The 18811-nt window shown below is 54.0% G+C and carries 15 protein-coding genes and 2 rRNA genes (1 of these 17 only partly in view); 16 read left to right on the top strand and 1 reads right to left on the bottom strand.

Features of this window, described 5'->3' with window-relative positions:
* From GURA_RS16530 to hisG, 8 genes are all read left to right on the top strand, one after another.
* Positions 1-1506, top strand: a 23S ribosomal RNA gene (locus GURA_RS16530); it begins 1468 nt to the left of the window's first position.
* A 181-nt stretch (positions 1507-1687) separates the two neighbouring features.
* Positions 1688-1804 (top strand): 5S ribosomal RNA (gene rrf / locus GURA_RS16525).
* 201 nt (positions 1805-2005) lie between these two features.
* The gene (locus GURA_RS16520; protein ID WP_011940071.1) at positions 2006-3142 is read left to right on the top strand and encodes a metallophosphoesterase; all 1137 of its coding nucleotides are present in this window, start codon (positions 2006-2008) and stop codon (positions 3140-3142) included.
* A 101-nt stretch (positions 3143-3243) separates the two neighbouring features.
* Positions 3244-4419: an 8-amino-7-oxononanoate synthase gene (bioF, locus tag GURA_RS16515; protein ID WP_011940070.1), complete on the top strand. Its 1176-nt coding sequence runs from the start codon at positions 3244-3246 to the stop codon at positions 4417-4419.
* Between the two features lie 38 nt (positions 4420-4457).
* Positions 4458-5273, top strand: coding sequence for an alpha/beta fold hydrolase (locus GURA_RS16510; RefSeq protein ID WP_011940069.1), 816 nt, complete (start codon positions 4458-4460; stop codon positions 5271-5273).
* A 201-nt stretch (positions 5274-5474) separates the two neighbouring features.
* Positions 5475-6317 carry a methyltransferase domain-containing protein gene (locus GURA_RS16500; RefSeq protein WP_011940068.1) on the top strand — a complete coding sequence of 281 codons (843 nt, stop codon included), beginning with the start codon at positions 5475-5477 and terminating at the stop codon, positions 6315-6317.
* Between the two features lie 69 nt (positions 6318-6386).
* Positions 6387-6764: a phosphoribosyl-AMP cyclohydrolase gene (gene hisI, locus GURA_RS16495; RefSeq protein WP_011940067.1), complete on the top strand. Its 378-nt coding sequence runs from the start codon at positions 6387-6389 to the stop codon at positions 6762-6764.
* Between the two features lie 51 nt (positions 6765-6815).
* Positions 6816-7691 (top strand): ATP phosphoribosyltransferase, encoded by an 876-nt coding sequence (hisG, locus tag GURA_RS16490; RefSeq protein ID WP_011940066.1) that lies wholly within the window; start codon positions 6816-6818, stop codon positions 7689-7691.
* A gap of 280 nt (positions 7692-7971) precedes the next feature.
* On the opposite strand, the gene ettA is transcribed toward hisG, so the two are convergent.
* Positions 7972-9657 carry an energy-dependent translational throttle protein EttA gene (ettA, locus tag GURA_RS16485; protein WP_011940065.1) on the bottom strand — a complete coding sequence of 562 codons (1686 nt, stop codon included), beginning with the start codon at positions 9655-9657 and terminating at the stop codon, positions 7972-7974.
* Between the two features lie 207 nt (positions 9658-9864).
* On the opposite strand from ettA, the gene lysS reads away from it, so the two are divergent.
* The 8 genes from lysS (at position 9865) to lpxA (ending at position 18705) form a co-directional block, all read left to right on the top strand.
* Positions 9865-11343, top strand: a complete 1479-nt coding sequence (gene lysS / locus GURA_RS16480) for a lysine--tRNA ligase (protein WP_041246082.1) — start codon at positions 9865-9867, stop codon at positions 11341-11343.
* The gene (locus GURA_RS16475; RefSeq protein ID WP_011940063.1) at positions 11344-12618 is read left to right on the top strand and encodes a lipoprotein-releasing ABC transporter permease subunit; all 1275 of its coding nucleotides are present in this window, start codon (positions 11344-11346) and stop codon (positions 12616-12618) included.
* Positions 12611-13282: an ABC transporter ATP-binding protein gene (locus tag GURA_RS16470; RefSeq protein WP_011940062.1), complete on the top strand. Its 672-nt coding sequence runs from the start codon at positions 12611-12613 to the stop codon at positions 13280-13282. Before GURA_RS16475 ends, GURA_RS16470 begins: the two co-directional genes overlap by 8 nt.
* 124 nt (positions 13283-13406) lie before the next feature.
* Positions 13407-15716: an outer membrane protein assembly factor BamA gene (bamA, locus tag GURA_RS16465; protein ID WP_011940061.1), complete on the top strand. Its 2310-nt coding sequence runs from the start codon at positions 13407-13409 to the stop codon at positions 15714-15716.
* Between the two features lie 20 nt (positions 15717-15736).
* Entirely contained in the window at positions 15737-16261 is a 525-nt protein-coding gene (locus GURA_RS16460; RefSeq protein ID WP_011940060.1) for an OmpH family outer membrane protein, read from the top strand.
* Between the two features lie 110 nt (positions 16262-16371).
* Positions 16372-17418 (top strand): UDP-3-O-(3-hydroxymyristoyl)glucosamine N-acyltransferase, encoded by a 1047-nt coding sequence (lpxD, locus tag GURA_RS16455; RefSeq protein ID WP_011940059.1) that lies wholly within the window; start codon positions 16372-16374, stop codon positions 17416-17418.
* A 54-nt stretch (positions 17419-17472) separates the two neighbouring features.
* Positions 17473-17913 carry a 3-hydroxyacyl-ACP dehydratase FabZ gene (fabZ, locus tag GURA_RS16450; RefSeq protein WP_011940058.1) on the top strand — a complete coding sequence of 147 codons (441 nt, stop codon included), beginning with the start codon at positions 17473-17475 and terminating at the stop codon, positions 17911-17913.
* Positions 17914-17928: 15 nt separating this feature from the next.
* Entirely contained in the window at positions 17929-18705 is a 777-nt protein-coding gene (lpxA, locus tag GURA_RS16445) for an acyl-ACP--UDP-N-acetylglucosamine O-acyltransferase (RefSeq protein WP_011940057.1), read from the top strand.
* The last annotated feature ends 106 nt before the right edge of the window (positions 18706-18811 follow it).

Genomic DNA, 18811 nt, shown 5'->3' with positions numbered 1-18811 from the left:
GTACCACCTGTTGTTGCGATGGGGGGACGGAGAAGGGTAGGCGAGCCGGGTGCTGGACGTCCCGGTTTAAGCGTGTAGGCGGGGAAGAGAGGTAAATCCCTTTTCCCATTAACGCTGAGGCGTGATGACGAGAGCGTATGCTCACAAAGTCGTTGATCCCATGCTTCCAAGAAAAGCCTCTAAGCTTCAGACAGCAGGTGACCGTACCGTAAACCGACTCAGGTGGGTGAGGAGAAAATCCTAAGGTGCTTGAGAGAACACTGGTTAAGGAACTCGGCAAAATGATACCGTAACTTCGGGAGAAGGTATGCCCTCATCAGGTGTAGCGATTCGCACGTGAAGCCGAAGAGGGTCGCAGAGAAATGGCGGTAGCGACTGTTTACTAAAAACACAGGACTCTGCAAAGACGAAAGTCGACGTATAGGGTCTGACGCCTGCCCGGTGCCGGAAGGTTAAGGGGATTTGTCAGCCGCAAGGCGAAGCTTTGAACCGAAGCCCCGGTAAACGGCGGCCGTAACTATAACGGTCCTAAGGTAGCGAAATTCCTTGTCGGGTAAGTTCCGACCTGCACGAATGGCGTAACGATTTCCGCGCTGTCTCAACCAGTGGCTCAGCGAAATTGAATTCTCGGTGAAGATGCCGAGTACCCGCGGTAAGACGGAAAGACCCCGTGCACCTTTACTACAGCTTGACAGTGACATTCGAAACAGCTTGTGTAGGATAGGTGGGAGACTTTGAAGCTGGTACGCCAGTATCGGTGGAGTCAACCTTGAAATACCACCCTGGTTGTTTTGGGTGTCTAACCCAGGCCCGTTATCCGGGTCGGGGACACTGTCTGGTGGGTAGTTTGACTGGGGCGGTCGCCTCCCAAAGAGTAACGGAGGCGCGCGATGGTTCCCTCAGGCTGATTGGAAACCAGCCGTAGAGTGTAAAGGCATAAGGGAGCTTGACTGCGAGACCAACAAGTCGAGCAGGTACGAAAGTAGGTCTTAGTGATCCGGCGGTTCTGTATGGAAGGGCCGTCGCTCAACGGATAAAAGGTACGCCGGGGATAACAGGCTGATCTCCCCCAAGAGTTCACATCGACGGGGAGGTTTGGCACCTCGATGTCGGCTCATCGCATCCTGGGGCTGAAGTAGGTCCCAAGGGTTTGGCTGTTCGCCAATTAAAGCGGTACGCGAGCTGGGTTTAAAACGTCGTGAGACAGTTTGGTCCCTATCTACCGTGGGCGTAGGATACTTGAGAAGAGCTGTCCTTAGTACGAGAGGACCGGGATGGACGTACCTCTAGTGTTCCAGTTGTTCCGCCAGGAGCAGTCGCTGGGTAGCTACGTACGGAAAGGATAACCGCTGAAAGCATCTAAGCGGGAAGCCTCCTTCAAGATTAGGTATCCCTGGGAGCAATCCCCTAAAGGCCCGTTGTAGACCACAACGTTGATAGGCTGGGTGTGTAAGCACAGCAATGTGTTTAGCTGACCAGTACTAATCGGCCGTGAGGCTTGACCATAAAAAATAACTTAAAGGGGGGTGGTAACCCACCCCCCAATATAAATCAATCAAAAAACCGTACTGCAAATCAAACAAATATGCGATTGCCGAGATAAAGTCGGTTCAACGTTCTACGTTCTAGGTTTAAACCTTGAACATAGAACCTTGAACCTAGAACACGCGCAAAGCGCGACAAGTTTCTCGGTGGCTATGCCGAGAGGGTCACACCCGTTCCCATCCCGAACACGGAAGTTAAGCCTCTCAGGGCCGATGGTACTGCACGGGTAGCTGTGTGGGAGAGTAGGTCGCCGCCGGGATTTAATTTAAAAGCCCCACTTCTTTTTTGAGAGGTGGGGCTTTTTGCGTCCTCAATCTCTCTTCGGCTGCCAATATCGAGAATATCGAGAATTACTCTGCTCCAGTGCATGCAAGACAATAATAGTAGGCTTTTCAAAATAGTCTGTTACAGTGTATTGCAGAATCTAAGCCAGGACGTCAATTATCGGATCAAGTGTTTAATGAGTTTATTCTTTCTGACATTTTTTATTGTTTACGGCAGCGTTCACGTTTACACGTTCTTTAAAGCCAGGCAAGCCGTTGGGTTTGGAACTGTGACAGCTGCAATACTTACGTTCTTTTTTTCTGTTCTGGCTTTGGCGCCGCTGCTTGTTCGACTGGCTGAAAGGGACAAATATGAGTCTCTGGCCAGATTCTTGGCATACACAGGCTATTGCTGGATGGGTATTCTCTTTCTCTTCTTTTCATCAGCGCTGGTCCTCGATTTTTACAACATACTTCTACAAGTCATAGGATACATACTGCGTAAGGATTTTACCTATCTTGCCTCGGCAAATACGCCTGCGTTTTTTGTCCCTCTTGGCTGTGGAATTCTGTTCGCTTTCTACGGCTATTTTGAGGCAAGGAACATCAGGACAGAACGTGTAGTTATTTCCAGTCCGAAAATTCCAAAAACAATCAAGAAGCTGACCATCGTTCAGATCTCAGACGTTCACCTGGGGTTGATTGTCCGTGAGGAACGATTGATACGGATTCTTGACACGGTTCGGGCGGCCGACCCGGATATTCTGGTTTCCACCGGTGATCTGGTCGACGGGCAGATAAATGAACTGAAAGGACTTGCTGAGCTATTTAAGGGGGTTACGCCACGATACGGCAAATTCGCCGTAACAGGTAATCATGAGTTCTATGCCGGTTTGAAGCAGGCTCTTGAGTTTACAGAACGGTCCGGATTCAAGATTCTCCGTGGTGAACAGGCAACTGTCGCAGGTTTAGTTAATATTGCCGGGATTGATGACCCTGCAGGGGGCTCGGGCAACGTTGCCGGCCATGTAGATGAAAAAGCGCTTCTATCAAAGCTTTCTCGGGATAAATTTAATGTATTCCTAAAGCATCGGCCTGCAGTGGAGGATGGAAACGTCGGCCTTTTTGACCTCCAGCTTTCAGGCCATGTTCATAAAGGGCAGATTTTCCCGTTCAATCTTGTTACCCATCTCTTCTACCCGGTCAAAAGCGGTTATTCTCAAATGACGCAATATTCTTCCCTCTATGTAAGCCGGGGTACCGGCACTTGGGGCCCCCCCATCCGTTTTCTCTCCCCGCCGGAAGTCACCGTGATCGAACTTATTCCGTCATAACCATCGATTGTTAACCTATGCAGCCTGGCTGGTTGACGAAGCGGGTGTGTCTGTGCTACAAGGTTTAAGCAGGGATATCATATCCTGGTAAAGGAGCTTTTGTGCAGACATTTGCCGAAGAACTCGCTGCTTTGCGCATGGAAGGGCTTTTCCGCTCGATGCGGTTGGTGGAAGGGAATCAGTCAAAACGGGCTGTACTTGATGGCCGAGAGGTACTGCTGCTCTGTTCCAACAACTACCTCGGGCTTGCGGACCATCCTCTGCTTAAGGAAGCTGCAATAAGGGCGGTTGAGCGTTATGGGGTCGGCAGCGGCGCATCGCGTCTTGTTTCCGGCACGATGGAACTCCATGAAGCGCTGGAGGCGCGTATTGCTGCATTCAAAGGGACGAACTCCGCGCTTGTCTTCAATTCCGGCTATGCTGCCAATACCGGCATCATTTCTGCCATCGCCGGCAGGGGAGACGTGATCTTTTCAGACAGGCTCAACCATGCCAGCATCGTTGACGGTGCTCTCCTTTCCCGGGCGCGGTTTGTCCGCTATCCCCATAACAATATTTCAGTGCTGCGCCGATTGCTGGAGGATACGGAGGTTGCTTCCGGCAGGCGTCTCATCGTTACCGATGGGGTGTTCAGCATGGACGGAGACCTGGCGAAGCTTTCGGAACTGGTTGCCCTGAAAAAGGAATTCGATGCCCTGCTTATGGTTGATGATGCGCACGGCACAGGCGTTCTTGGCGACGGTGGGCGGGGGAGTGCCGAGCAGTGCGGGGTGATGGCGGAGGTGGATATTCATATGGGGACCCTTGGCAAGGCTTTAGGCTCTTTCGGCGCCTATGCCGCCGCCTCAAGGGAAATCATTGATTACCTGGTCAACCGGGCGCGCAGTTTCATATTTTCCACCTCGCTGCCGCCGGCGGTTCTGGCTGCATCCCAGGCCGCTTTCGAACTGGTGGATTCACCGTCAGGTGCAGCACTCAGGCTGGCGTTAGCGGCAAACACAATACGGTTCAAGGCTGGACTCCAGGCTGTCGGTTTTGACACCATGGGGAGCGAAACCCAGATCGTTCCTGTCTATGTCGGAGGTGCGCAGCAAACCATGGAGTTTTCCCGGCTTCTTTTGGAAGAGGGGGTCTTTGTCCAGGGGATCAGGCCGCCGACAGTTCCTGCCGGGAGTTGCCGGCTGCGCTGCACACTTATGGCGACCCACAGCGAGAACGATCTGGATCAGGCGATCACAGCAATCACGGCAATAGGAGAGAAGCTGGGGGTAATTTAACGGTTGTGGCTGTGTATTCGAATTTCAGGATGTGAATAATGCCGAATTTTGCATCAAGAGATGGTGTAACCATCCACTATGAAGATGTCGGTGAAGGCCGTCCGCTGGTCTTTATCCACGGCTGGGCCATGTCGGGTCGGGTGTGGCGTTTCCAGCAGGAACTGGCAGCTTCCCGCCGGTTTATTGCCATGGACCTGCGCGGCCATGGACAGTCGACTGCGCCGATGGACGGATATGCTATCGATGATTTTGCCGATGACGTTGTTGCGCTGTTCACCTCTCTTGACTTGACTGATGCCGTTCTGGTCGGCTGGTCCATGGGGGTGCAGGTGGTATTGCAGGCGTTCCCCGCTCTCCGTCCCCGACTTGCCGGGCTGGTGCTCGTGTCAGGAACACCAAAATTCAGTGCTGCCGAGGATTACCCCTTCGGGCTGCCGCCGGTGGAGGTGAAGGGAATGGGGCTTCGCCTCAAGCGTGACTACCAGAAAACCATGGGTGATTTTTTCCGTGGAATGTTCGCCGAGGAAGAGCTGGACCGGGAGCAGTACCAGCGGATCGTCCACGAGATCTTAATGGGGGGGCGCTCGCCTGGGCCGGAGCCGGCGAGACAATCGCTTAAAACCCTGGCCGATGCAGACTTGCGACCTCAACTTGGCCTGGTTGACCGGCCGGTGCTCCTTATCCATGGCGCCAGAGACAACATTTGTCTGCCGGCCGCCTCACGCTTCATGGCGGAACGGCTTCCTCTGTCCACATTGCGGATCATCGAAGGGAGCGGCCATGCGCCGTTCATGACCAAGCCTGCTGAGTTTAACCGCATTCTGCGGGAGTTCCAGGAAAACATTTGTCGATGATGCACAGAAATGGAGAAAAGCAAAGAGCAAACGGACGCAGATTAACGCAGAAAAAGCGGATTAAAATCATAGGTTTTTTGTCGTTAAACCTTAAAACGGCAGTTAGGCCACAGAGCCACGGAGACACAGAGAAAATCACAGAGTATTTTCAAATAAGACCGTTCACCAAAATGCATTCCATGCATACAATATAAGAAATATATGACTGAAACTATCGACAGAAAAAGGGTAAAGGCTGCCTTTCATCGGCAGGCGGAAGATTACGACAGCCATGCCCTGGTACAGAAACGGGTGGTTGGACACGTGCTCAAAGAGGTGCAGCGGGAAGCGGGCGAACCGCAACTTGTGCTCGATGTCGGTGCCGGCACGGGCCGGTTGCTGGCTGGTTTACACAGGATATATCCGAAGTTGCGGGCCGTCGGAGCAGACCTTGCTTTCGGTATGTGTCTGACGGCGCGGGCCAATTTCAAGGACTGCGGACGTGTGCAACTCGTCACAGCCGATGCCGAGTCACTTCCCTTTGCTGACGGTGTATTCGACTTGGTTACTTCCACATCGACCTACCAATGGCTGACCAGCCTGGAACTGGCTTTCAAGGAGGCGTGGCGGGTGTTGGCGCCGGGAGGGCTTTTTTGCTTTGCACTCTTCGGCCAACGCACCCTCTTTGAATTAAAGGACTCCTACCGCCTGGCGTTAAACAATGCGTCACAGCAGGGCGAGGACCGGACCCACCGCTTCTTTGCAGCGACTGATGTCGCAGCCGCGCTGGAATGCGCCGGGTTCAGCCATTGTCGGGCAGATGCCGAGCTTGAACTGGAATATCATGCCGATGTGTCTGCGTTACTGCGCTCCCTGAAGCGGATCGGTGCGGGAAATGCCGCGCCTGTTGCCCCGCGTGGCCTTGCCGGGCGGAGAGTCATGCTGGAAATGATGGATGTTTATCGAAGTAAATACGCAAATGCAGATGGTATACCCGCCACTTACGAGGTGGTGTATGGGGCTGGGAGAAAACAGCACAAAGAGGTTTCCGCGTTAATCTGTTGACATCGGCCATGCCGCCGGTGTATTAGAAGATATTTTTAAGCAATACGCCAAGGAAGGATTGAAAAAGACATGATCAAGCTTGATTTTGAAAAGATGGGAGGATTGATTCCAGCGGTCATTCAGGACCATGAATCCGGCGAGGTACTGATGGTGGCCTTCATGGATGAGAAGACCCTGAACCTGACCCTGGAAACCGGGAAAACCTGGTTCTTCAGCCGTACCCGCAACAAGTACTGGATGAAGGGCGAGGAGTCTGGGAACACCCAGGAGGTGAAGGAGGTCCTCACCGACTGCGATGCGGACACGGTGGTTATCAAGGTGAAGCAGAACGGCCCTGCCGCCTGCCACACCGGCAACAGGAGCTGTTTTTACGTGAAATGGGAAAACGGTGAATGGGTCGAGCATTCGAACCCGCTCTTTGATCCGAACGAAGTCTACAAAAAATGACGTGCGACGTAGAAGCACCCTGAACGCAGCACGCAGCATGAAAGGAACGTTATGTCCAATATCCTGAAATTCGGTATTCCTAAAGGTAGTCTGGAAGATGCAACCGTTGACCTGTTCAAGCAGGCGGGCTGGCAGGTGGGGATATCATCCCGCAGCTACTTTCCCACCATCGACGACGAGGAGATGAACTGCAAGCTGATCCGTCCCCAGGAGATGGGCAAATACGTGGAGCGCGGCACCATCGACGTGGGGATTGCCGGCCGCGACTGGGTGCGGGAAAACGATTCCGATGTGATTGAAGTCTGCGAGATGGTCTACTCCAAGGTGTCACGCCGACCGGTCCGTTGGGTGCTGGTAGTGAGTCAGGACTCACCGGTGCAAAAGCCGGAAGACCTCCACGGCGCCACTATCTCCACCGAACTGGTAGGTTTCACCAAGCGCTACTTCGCCGAGCGGAACATCCCGGTGACGGTGGAGTTCTCCTGGGGGGCGACCGAAGCTAAGGTAGTGGACGGTCTCTGCGATGCCATTGTCGAGGTCACGGAAACCGGTTCCACCATCCGGGCCAACAATCTGCGCATCGTCTGCGATCTGATGGAGTCGGTGCCGGTGCTGATCGTCAACAAGGCGGCCTGGGCAGACCCCTGGAAACAAGCCAAAATCCAGCAGATAGCCACCTTGCTCAAGTCGGCTCTGGCCGCCGAGGGGATGGTGGGGCTCAAGATGAATGCGCCGAACAGTGCGGTAGACGCCATCACCGAAATCCTCCCCAGCCTGAACAACCCGACGGTTTCCCACCTGTATAACTCCGACTGGGTCTCCATCGAGAGCATCCTCCCCGAGAAGGAGGTTCGTTCCATTGTACCGAAGCTCTTGAAGATGGGGGCGGAGGGGATTGTGGAGTATCCGCTGAACAAGATCATTTAGCTTGTGCTATTCACGATGCATCACAAACAAAAGGCCACCTCTAAGTGAGATGGCCTTTTTTCATTCGTTGAGCATTACCGGTAAGGAGCTGGCGGAGACTCGTCCATTTCGGTTGAGCCCGAGCTGCGGACCTTCATCGGTTTCCTACTATTCGTGATGGTCTTGGCGCTATTCGTCGTTGACTATGGAAGCGGCGGTCGGGTGTCCGCTCGCCGCTCGGTCCCTTCCCTCCACTCCCGAGCCTCCGCCAGCTTCTCGGCTTTTCTGGAAGAACCAGATTTTATACCCGGGTCAACTGCCGGTACTTGATCCGGTGCGGCTGGTCGGCGGCGGTGCCGAGCCGGGCGTGGCGGTCTTCTTCGTATTCGGAATAGTTCCCCTCGAACCAGACCACCTTGCTGTCCCCTTCGAAGGCGAGGATGTGGGTGGCGATCCGGTCAAGAAACCAGCGGTCGTGGCTGATGACCACGGCGCAGCCGGCAAAGTTTTCCAAGGCTTCTTCCAGCGCACGCATGGTGTTCACGTCCAGATCGTTGGTCGGTTCGTCGAGGAGGATGACGTTTCCCCCCTCCTTGAGCATCTTGGCCAGGTGCACCCGGTTTCTCTCTCCCCCGGAGAGCATACCCACCTTCTTCTGCTGGTCGGCGCCGGAAAAGTTGAAGCGGCCGACATAGGCGCGGGAGTTGACCGTCTGCTTGCCGAGCTGGATGATGTCCTGGCCGTCGGAGATCGCTTCCCAGATGGTCTGCTCCGGGTTGAGGTTGTCGCGGCTCTGGTCGACGTAGGCGAGTTTCACGGTTTCACCGACTCGGATGTTTCCGCTGTCAGGCTCTTCCTGGTCGGTAATCATCCTGAACAGCGTGGTCTTGCCGGCGCCGTTGGGGCCGATAACGCCGACGATCCCCCCCGGCGGCAGGCGGAAACTCATTCCTTCAACGAGGAGCCGGTCGCCATAGGCTTTGCTGACGCTGTCCGCTTCGACAACGATATCGCCGAGACGCGGCCCGGGCGGGATGTATATCTCCAGGTCTTTGGCGCGCTTTTCGCTATCCTGGGTAAGGAGCTGTTCATAGGAGCTGATGCGCGCCTTTCCCTTGGCATGGCGTCCCTTGGGAGACATCTTGATCCATTCCAGCTCGCGCTGGAGGGTCTTTTGCCGCTCGGTCTCGGCCTTCTCCTCCTGGGAGAGGCGCTGCTGTTTCTGCTCCAGCCACGACGAGTAGTTCCCCTGCCAGGGGATGCCCTGGCCCCGGTCCAGCTCCAGGATCCAGCCGGCCACGTTGTCGAGGAAGTAGCGGTCATGGGTGACGGCGATGATCGTGCCTGCATAGCGCTGCAGGTGATGCTCCAGCCAGGCTACGGACTCGGCGTCCAGATGGTTGGTCGGTTCGTCGAGCAGCAGGATATCCGGTTTCTGCAGGAGCAGCCGGCAAAGGGCCACGCGCCGTTTTTCACCGCCGGAGAGCACCGCAACCTTTGTCTCGCCCGGGGGGCAGCGCAGCGCATCCATGGCCATTTCCAGGCGGGCGTCCAGGTCCCAGGCGTCAAGGTGGTCCAGTTTTTCCTGCACTTCGGCCTGGCGGTCGCAGAGTTTGGTCATCTCGTCGTCGGACATGGGTTCGGCGAACCTGGCGTTGATCTCATTAAATTCGTTAACGAGGTCGACGGTTTCCTGTACCCCCTGCTCAACGATCTCGCGGACGGTTTTCGTCTCGTCCAGCTTTGGTTCCTGTTCGAGGAAGCCCACCGTGTAACCGGCGGAGAGGACCGCCTTGCCGTTGAACTCCTTGTCCACGCCGGCAAGGATCCGGAGGAGGGAGCTTTTCCCCGAGCCGTTCAAGCCGAGTACGCCGATCTTGGCGCCGTAGAAGTAGGAGAGGTAGATGTCTTTCAGTATCGGTTTTTTGTCGTAAAACTTGCTTACCCCTATCATGGAGTAGATGACTTTATTCGGTTCGATTGCCATATTCTTGTTCTGTGACCTCCTGATAAATTATGGCTTTATTTTTACACGTGCATCCAGTTATGTGTCAACATCTCTTTGCCTGTACATCGCATATTTATGCCGGTTCGGTTACCCCGTTTTTCCTTGACTTAACGCGATGAAATACGCTAATTTGTCGGTTTGTGAAACCGACTGGACGGGCGTTTTGAGAAAGGTGTTAATGTGGCGATAGAAGAGTTGAGTGAATTGTTGTTGCAGAGAAGACGTAAGGTTGACACCATGTGGGAGGCGGGGGTAAACCCTTATCCCAATGACTTTAAGCCGCAGCATACTTCGGCTGATCTGTTTGCCGCCTATGGCGGTTCGGAGACCATTGATGAAGATCCGCCCAATTTTGTAGTAGCCGGCAGGATCATTGCCCGCCGCTCTTTCGGCAAGGCGGCTTTTGTCCAGTTGCAGGATCGCAAGGGGCGCTTCCAGCTCTATGTGAAGAAAGACGCAATCGGCGATGAGGTTTTCGGCCAGTTTGAGTCCTTTGATATAGGCGATATTGTCGGCGCTGTCGGCTACCCGTTTCGCACCAAAACCGGCGAGCTTTCTCTCCATGTACTGGAGATAAGGTTGTTGACAAAATCCCTTCTTCCTTTGCCCGAGAAGTTTCATGGTCTTACCGATGTGGAGACCCGTTACCGCCAGCGTTATGTGGATCTCATCGTCAATCCCGAAGTGCGCGAGGTTTTTGCCAAGCGTTCCAGGATTGTTAATCTGATCCGTGCCTTCATGGTAAAAAACGACTTCCTCGAAGTCGAAACGCCGATGATGCAGCAGATTCCCGGGGGAGCCACGGCACGCCCTTTCGTTACCCACCACAATGCGCTCGATATGGAACTCTTTCTTCGCATCGCGCCGGAACTCTACCTGAAGAGGCTGGTGGTGGGAGGGCTCGACCGGGTTTTTGAAATCAACCGCAACTTCCGCAACGAGGGGATTTCCGTCCGCCACAACCCCGAGTTCACCATGATGGAGTTTTACCAGGCTTACGCTACCTTCGAAGACCTGATGAACTTTACGGAAGAGCTCCTCTGCCATGTGGCGCATGACGTGCTCGGCACACTCGATTTTAGTTACCAGGGAATGCCTATCAGCTTTCAGCGCCCCTGGAAACGATTTACCGTCAAGGAAGCGATCCTGGAGTACGGGGATATCGATGCCAAATCACTCGAAGACCGCGACATGGCCTTTGCCTATGCAAAACGGATCGGGCTCGACCTCCCAGAGGATATCGGCTACGGCAAGCTGGTTACCGAAATATTCGAGGAGGTCGCAGAAACCAAACTGATCCAGCCGACGTTCATCACCGCTTATCCAACCGAGGTGTCCCCACTGTCCCGCAAAAACGACCATGACCCGGAGATTGTCGACCGTTTCGAGTTTTTCTGCGCCGGACGGGAAATGGCCAACGCATTTTCCGAGCTCAACGATCCGGTGGATCAGAAGGAACGTTTCCTTGCCCAGGTCGCGGCCAAGGCGAAAGGCGACGAAGAGGCCCACTACATGGATGAGGACTACATCCGGGCTCTTGAATACGGCCTGCCGCCCACTGCGGGCGAGGGGATCGGCATAGACCGCCTTGTGATGCTCCTTACCGATGCGCCTTCAATCCGTGACGTCATTCTCTTCCCGCAATTGCGGAAAGAAGTGAAATAAATGCCATTTGAACTCTTCATCGGTCTCCGCTATCTCAAGGCGAAGCGCAAATCTACCTTCATTTCGCTGATAACCCTTATTTCCGTTGCCGGTGTGGCGCTGGGGGTGATGGCCCTGATCATCGTCCTGGCGGTTATGACCGGCTTTGAAGAGGACCTGAAGGATAAGATCCTCGGCACCAACGCCCATATCGTGGTGCTGAAGAGCAGTGACGGCATCGAAGATTACCCGCGTCTTACGGAACGGCTGATGGGGCTGAAGGGTGTTGTTGCGGCAACGCCGTTCATTTATAGCCAGGTGATGCTCACCACCGGCAAGAATGTGTCGGGCGTAGTCCTCCGCGGCATAGATACAAAGTCCGATGCCCAGGTGACCAATCTGCACAAGGCCGTTGTCGAGGGAAAACTGGCAGACCTGGATCGCCCGGCGCCGTTGCCGCTCAACAGCAGCGAAGCTCCGTCCCCCGGCGTGGTGATAGGCAAGGAACTGGCGAAAAACCTCAACCTGTTCCTCGGCGATACGGTTAACGTGGTGTCCCCCATGGGAAACATCACGCCGCTGGGGATGATGCCGAAGATGAAACGGTTCCGGGTTGTGGGCATATTCAATACCGGTATGTACGAATACGATTCAACGCTTGCCTACGTGGGGCTTGATGAGGCCCAGGCGTTCCTCGGGATGGGGAAGGCCGTTACCGGAATCCAGCTTAAGGTCGAGGATGTTTATAAAACCGGTATGCTTGTTCGCAGGATCAACAGCGAAATCGGCTATCCATATTTTGCCAGGGACTGGATGCAGATGAACAAGAACATCCTCTTTGCGCTGAAGACCGAAAAAATGGTGATGTTTATCATCTTGACCCTTATCGTTCTGGTAGCGGCTTTCGGCATCGCTTCCACCCTGTTCATGGTGGTGATGGAAAAAACACGAGATATCGCCATCCTTAAATCCATGGGTGCCACCAGCAGAAGCGTCATGCGTATCTTTGTTTTCGAGGGTATTATTATCGGCGTGCTCGGCACGGTGATCGGCGTGTTGAGCGGCCTGCTCGTGGCGCTGAACCTGGAGCCGATTGTTAATGCCGTTCAGCGGCTGACCGGTTTCCAATTGTTCAGCAAGGACATTTACTATCTGGACCATTTCCCTTCGCTGGTGATTCCGTCGGATGTGATCCTCATTTCCGTCACCGCAGTGCTGATCTCCTTTGTCGCGACCCTTTACCCGTCATGGCAGGCATCACGGATGGCCCCCGCGGAGGCGCTTCGCTATGAGTAACCTGCTGGAGGTCCGCGATCTCTACAAGTCATACGGAACCGGTGCGGCAAAGGTGGAGGTGTTGCGTGGCATCAGCCTTAACGTCACTGCCGGCGAGACCATAGCTCTTGTTGGGGCTTCCGGCGCCGGCAAAAGCACCCTGCTCCACGTGCTTGGAACCATTGACACTCCCACGTCAGGTACGGTGCTGTTCAACGGAGAGGAAATCTTCAGGCTGGGCGGGATGGCGCTGGCGGCATTCAGAAACCGTTCCATCGGCTTCGTCTTCCAGTTTCATCATCTTCTCCCCGAATTTTCCGCATTGGAAAATGCCATGATGCCCCTTTTGATCGGCGGGATGAAGCGGGGCGAAGCTGAAGCGATTGCGGAAGAACTGTTGCGGGATGTGGGTTTGTCACATCGCCTGACTCACAAGCCCGGCGAGCTTTCCGGCGGAGAGCAGCAGCGGGTCGCCATTGCCCGTTCCCTGGTGCGTTCGCCGAAACTGCTGTTGGCCGACGAGCCGACCGGTAACCTGGATATGAAAACCAGCGACGAGGTTCATGACCTTTTGAACGAGATCCACCGGAAAAAAGGGCTGACACTCATAATAGTAACCCATAACGAGAAGCTTGCTGACAGAATGGGCAAGACCATACGCCTGGTAGATGGGAAAATCAGTTAGAATCGGTCGGCGGTCGGCAGTCGGCGGTCGGCGGTAAAATCAGTTAAAATCGGTCGTTGGACGGTAAAGGGATGGGCGGTGTAAACCATCGACCGCCGACTGCCGACCGCTTTTCGGGGGACCTTTGTTCGAGGTTATCAAGAGAATAGTTTTCATAGTGACGGTTGTCGCCCTTTTTTGCTGCACAGCCTTTGCCGAAGAGGAGAAGATTGACCAGGTTCTGATTAAGGGGAACCGGAGGATCGAAACCGCGGCTATCTTGAACAGTATAAAACTGAAGAATGGTGATAGCTTCTTTTCCGAGAAGGTGGACGATGATGTTCGCGCCATCTTCAAACTTGGTTATTTCCAGGATGTAAAAGCAACCCGGGAAAAAGGCGATAAGGGGTTGGTTCTAACCTATATCGTGGTGGAAAAACCGGTTGTTCGGGAGATCAAGATCGACGGCAACAAGGAGCTTTCCCTGGACAAGATCAAGGAAGCCGTTGAAATCAAGTCGAACACCATTTTTTCACCCAAGGAATTGACCAAGAGCATCAAAAAGATCAAGAAGCTTTATGCTGATGACGGGTATTACCTGGCAGAGGTGGACGGAACCGTAGAGAAACGTTCCGAAACCGAAGTCAAGGTTCTCTTCAAGATAACGGAAGGGAAAAAGGTCCTTATCAAGACCATTCAGTTTGAAGGTAACAAGGCTTTTCCCGCCAAGAAACTCAAAAAAGTGATGGAGACATCGGAACAGTGGATGTTCTCCTGGCTTACCAGTGCAGGCACCTACAAGGAAGAGGTCCTGAAAAATGATGTGAATCTCATTGCCGATCTCTATTTCAACAGCGGTTATATTAATGTCAAGATTGGCGAGCCGACGGTCGGGGTCCTTGAGGACAAGAGCGGGCTGATCGTGATCATCGGCATAACCGAGGGTGAACAGTTTAGGACCGGTGCTCTGGGCTTTAAAGGGGATTTGCTGGAAAACGCCGAAGACCTGAACAAAAAGATAAAGATGAAGACAGGCGAGGTATTCAGCCGTGGCACATTGCGTGGCGACGTCTTTACCCTGACCGACCTCTATGCCGACAAGGGGTATGCTTTTGCCAATATCACTCCGCTCTCGAAGGTAAATCCGGAACAGAAGACCATCGACATAACCTTTGATATGGAAAAAGGTGAAAAGGTCTATATCGACCGGATAAACATAGGCGGCAACACCAAGACCCGTGACAAGGTGGTGCGCCGCGAACTGAAGCTTGCGGAAGGCGACCTGTACAGTTCCACCGCCTTGAAGCGGAGCAAGCAGAACCTGATGAACCTCGGTTTCTTCGAGGAGGCTAATCTCGCCACCGTCAAGGGGAGCGCCGACAACAAACTGGATTTGAATGTCGACGTCAAGGAGAAGCCGACCGGGACTTTCAGTATCGGTGCCGGTTACAGTTCCCTCGACGGTATAATCGGCCAGGGATCGGTACAGCAGGCAAATTTTCTCGGCCTCGGTCTCAAGGCAACCGCTGCTGCTTCCATCGGTGGAAAAACGCAGACCTATAACGTGGGGCTTACCGATCCATATTTTCTCGACAGCAGATGGACCCTTGGCACCGACGTTTATCGCTCGGAGCGTGAATATCTGGATTTTACCCGCCGCGTTACCGGCGCTGACATCAAAGCAGGCTATCCCCTGAGCGACAACCTCAGCACCTTCTGGATCTATAAATTCGAGAAGAAAGAAATTTTCAACGAATCCCAGGCGTTGCTCGACAGTATAAGAAACGGCACGGTGACGACCGAAACGTCGGGAACCACCAGCGCAATCAGCGCCAGCATAACGAGAAACACCACCGACTATCGCCTCGACCCTTCCAGCGGCATGATGAACACCTTGTCCGCTGAATTTGCCGGCATTGGCGGCAGCAACAGGTATGCGCGTTATATCAGTGAAAATGCACTATTTTATCCCGTTGGCTTGGGCACGGTATTTTCCTTGCGCGGCACGTTCGGTTATATCCAGAATGTGGGAAAAGACGTGCCGATCGATGAGAAATTCTATCTGGGCGGGATCAACACATTGCGCGGCTACAGCGGCAGGACCGTCAGCCCGTCCATTGTCCCTCCCCCCGTTCCCGCTGGTGTAACAGGTATTGCCACCGCCGCCAACAGGGTTTTCATCGGTGGGGACTCGGAAGTTGTGTTCAACGCCGAGTACCAATTCCCGCTGTTGAAGGATGTTGGGGTGAAGGGTGTGGTGTTCTTCGACGCCGGCAATGCCTATAGCGGCACCCGGGACATTTTCACCAAGTTTCAAGCCAGCTATGGCGGCGGCATTCGCTGGTTTTCGCCGATCGGCCCGTTGCGCCTGGAATACGGCATTCCCGTCAACCCACGCGATGGTATCGACAAAGCCAGCGGCAGGTTTGAATTTTCAATCGGAAGCTTTTTCTAACTCATATAAAGGAGAAACACATGAAAAAGATCATCGTTGCATTGGCCATATCTCTTTCCTCCATCGCTCTTACATCTGCTGCTTTTGCTGCAGATGCAGTGAAAATAGGATCTGTGGATATCCAGAAGGTGCTGCTTCTTTCCAATGCCGGGAAAGATGCCAAAGAGCAGCTTGCCCAGAAGGCCAACAAGTATGAAACCGAGAAGAATGCCAAAGAAGATGAATTGAAAAAACTGAAGGCAGAGCTTGAAAAACAGAGCGTTCTTCTTTCTGAGACGGCCCGCAATGCAAAAGAGAAGGATTACCAGCAGCGGCTTAAGGAATATCAGCGCTTTCTCAAGGATGCCCAGGATGATCTTCAGGCAAAAAACGACGAGCTGACGAACCGGATAGTCGACGAGATCGTCAAGGTGACCCAGGAATACGGCCGCAAAAATGCCTACACAGCTGTATTTGTCAGAAACGAAACCATGATTTATCTTGACGATAAAGCGGATCTGACTGAAGAAATACTGAAACTGTTCAACGCAACCAAGAAAAAATAGAAAAACAGTTAGAAGTGAGAAGTAAGAAGTGAGAAGTGGAAATATCGCCCAATTTCTTTATTTACTACTTACGACTTACTACTCACTATTTACTGCTTTCAGGTGACATTATGGAAAAATCCTTAAAAGAACTGGCAGAGTACCTGGGTGGGCGGGTAATCGGTGACGAGAGCGCCCTTGTTCGCGGTCTTGGCACCCTGGACGATGCGGGGGATGGGCAGATCACCTTCCTGGCAAATCCCAAGTACGCGCAAAAAGTCGCCACTACCAACGCGGCTGCGGTCATTCTCCCGCCGGGCGCCGATGGTCACGGACGGAATGTCGTCGAGGTTGCCAACCCCTACCTTGCATTCGCCAAGCTTCTTACCCTGTTTTATGTTGCGCCGGCCAAGGCCTATGGGGTCATGGACGGGGCTTTTGTCGGCAAGGCCGTGGCCATGGGGGACGATGTGACGGTTTACCCGGGGGCTTTTGTCGCCGATGGGGTCAGGCTCGGGAACCGGGTGACCCTCTACCCCGGCGTAGTGCTCTATCCCGGGGTGATACTTGGCGACGACGTTACGCTCCACGCCAATGTGAGCGTGCGCGAGCGGTGCCGGATCGGCAACCGGGTGACGATCCATAACGGGACGGTCGTAGGATGCGACGGGTTCGGCTATGCCCCCGACGGCAAAGAGTGGTACAAAATACCCCAGATCGGCATCGTCATGATTGAGGATGATGTTGAAATCGGCTCCAACACGGTCATCGACCGGGCCGCACTGGAAGTCACGCTGATCAGGCGTGGCACCAAGATCGACAACCTGGTGCAGATCGCCCATAACTGCGTTATCGGTGAAAATGGCATGATATGTTCACAGGTGGGGATCTCCGGCAGCACCAAGGTGGGGAGCCATGTGACCATGGGGGGGCAGGTCGGGGTGGCAGGCCACATCCAGATCGGTGATAACGTCATGGTCGGGGCAAAATCCGGCGTCCCCGGCAACATCCCGGCCAACCAGATCATCAGCGGCATCCCCGCTATTCCCCATCGCGAATGGCTCAAGGCATCCGGTATCTTTCCCCGCCTGCCGGAATATCGCAAGACCCTGGGCGCCCTGGAAAAAAGGGTGGCGGAGCTTGAAAAAATGTTGGCCTCTAATACCAACGAAAAGTGATTTGGGCACATGCCCCTTCTTGTAATTTTATAATATGTTCAAGGAGTTATTGTTATGATGGATATCAATGAAATAATGAAAATATTGCCTCACCGTTTCCCGTTTCTCATGGTGGACAGAATTGTGGAAATGGAACCGGGCAAGCGGTGCGTCGGCCTCAAAAACGTCACCATCAACGAACCCTTTTTCCAGGGGCATTTTCCCGGTCACCCGGTGATGCCGGGGGTTCTCATTGTCGAAGCGATGGCCCAGGTGGCAGGGATCATGGCCTACCTGGCTTCCGACGATGAAACCCGCAAGAAGGTGAGCTATTTCATGGCCATCGACAATGCCAAATTCAGGAAGCCGGTATTCCCCGGAGATCAGCTGCGCATCGAGGTGGAAACCATCTTCAGTCGCCGCGGTATCTGGAGCGTAGCGGGCAAGGCGTATGTGGACGGCGTTCTCGCCACGGAAGCTGAGCTGAAGGCAACCTTCGCCGAAAAAGCGAAATAAGGGTCGGAGAAGACAATGATACATGCAACTGCAGTAGTACACCCGAAAGCGGAACTCGACAGCGACGTTGAAATCGGTCCTTATGCGATCATCGGCGAGCACGTCAAGATCGGACGTGGCACCAAGGTCGGTGCCCATACGGTCATAGACGGCTGGACAACCATCGGTGAAAACAATCAGATCTTTCACCTGGCTTCAGTCGGCGCCGTCCCCCAGGACCTGAAGTACAAGGGGGAAGAAACTTATCTGAAAATAGGGGACAGGAATATCATTCGTGAATTTGCTACCCTCCACCTGGGGACGGTGACCGGGAACGGCGAGACCACCGTCGGCAGCGGCAACTTGTTCATGGCCTATTCCCACGTGGCCCATGACTGTAGCATCGGCAACGGAGTCGTCATGGCCAATGCCGCAACCCTGGCCGGACATGTGAAAGTCGAAGACTACGCCATCCTCGGCGGCCTGTCGGCGATCCACCAGTTTACCAGGATCGGCGCCCACGCCATGATCGGCGGTGGCACCCTCGTCGGCATGGACATACCGCCGTATACCATCACAACAGGAGATCGGCGCGATGCCCGCCTGCGGGGACTTAATCTCGTCGGCCTTAAGCGGCACAAGTTCAGTGACGAGGTCATAGCCTCCCTGAAGAAGGCCTATAAGATCCTTGTCCTCTCCGATCTGAAACTGAAGGATGCCCTTGAGCGGATCAAGAACGAAGTTCCCTCATCGCCGGAGGTCGATCATTTTACAACCTTCGTCGAGACGGCGCAGAGGGGAATCTGCCGCTGATCCTGTCTGAATAATCAGAGGGTTACAGTATTCATTAATGCGAAGGCGGCGATCGGGATCGTCGCCTTCGCGGATTTTTACCTATACAATAACCCGTGGGTATGGT

The organism is Geotalea uraniireducens Rf4 (assembly GCF_000016745.1).
GTDB classification, from domain to species: Bacteria; Desulfobacterota; Desulfuromonadia; order Geobacterales; family Geobacteraceae; genus Geotalea; species Geotalea uraniireducens.
Note: the sequence above shows the minus strand (reverse complement) of the source record. Positions and strands in the feature narration are given on the sequence as shown.

Coding starts and splice junctions, on each gene's coding strand:
- GURA_RS16520 (WP_011940071.1), top strand. CDS start 2,006: ATGAGTTTATTCTTTCTGACATTTTTTATTGTTTACGGCAGCGTTCAC.
- GURA_RS16510 (WP_011940069.1), top strand. CDS start 4,458: ATGCCGAATTTTGCATCAAGAGATGGTGTAACCATCCACTATGAAGAT.
- GURA_RS16500 (WP_011940068.1), top strand. CDS start 5,475: ATGACTGAAACTATCGACAGAAAAAGGGTAAAGGCTGCCTTTCATCGG.
- hisI (WP_011940067.1), top strand. CDS start 6,387: ATGATCAAGCTTGATTTTGAAAAGATGGGAGGATTGATTCCAGCGGTC.
- hisG (WP_011940066.1), top strand. CDS start 6,816: ATGTCCAATATCCTGAAATTCGGTATTCCTAAAGGTAGTCTGGAAGAT.
- ettA (WP_011940065.1), bottom strand. CDS start 9,657: ATGGCAATCGAACCGAATAAAGTCATCTACTCCATGATAGGGGTAAGC.
- GURA_RS16475 (WP_011940063.1), top strand. CDS start 11,344: ATGCCATTTGAACTCTTCATCGGTCTCCGCTATCTCAAGGCGAAGCGC.
- GURA_RS16470 (WP_011940062.1), top strand. CDS start 12,611: ATGAGTAACCTGCTGGAGGTCCGCGATCTCTACAAGTCATACGGAACC.
- GURA_RS16460 (WP_011940060.1), top strand. CDS start 15,737: ATGAAAAAGATCATCGTTGCATTGGCCATATCTCTTTCCTCCATCGCT.
- lpxD (WP_011940059.1), top strand. CDS start 16,372: ATGGAAAAATCCTTAAAAGAACTGGCAGAGTACCTGGGTGGGCGGGTA.
- fabZ (WP_011940058.1), top strand. CDS start 17,473: ATGATGGATATCAATGAAATAATGAAAATATTGCCTCACCGTTTCCCG.
- lpxA (WP_011940057.1), top strand. CDS start 17,929: ATGATACATGCAACTGCAGTAGTACACCCGAAAGCGGAACTCGACAGC.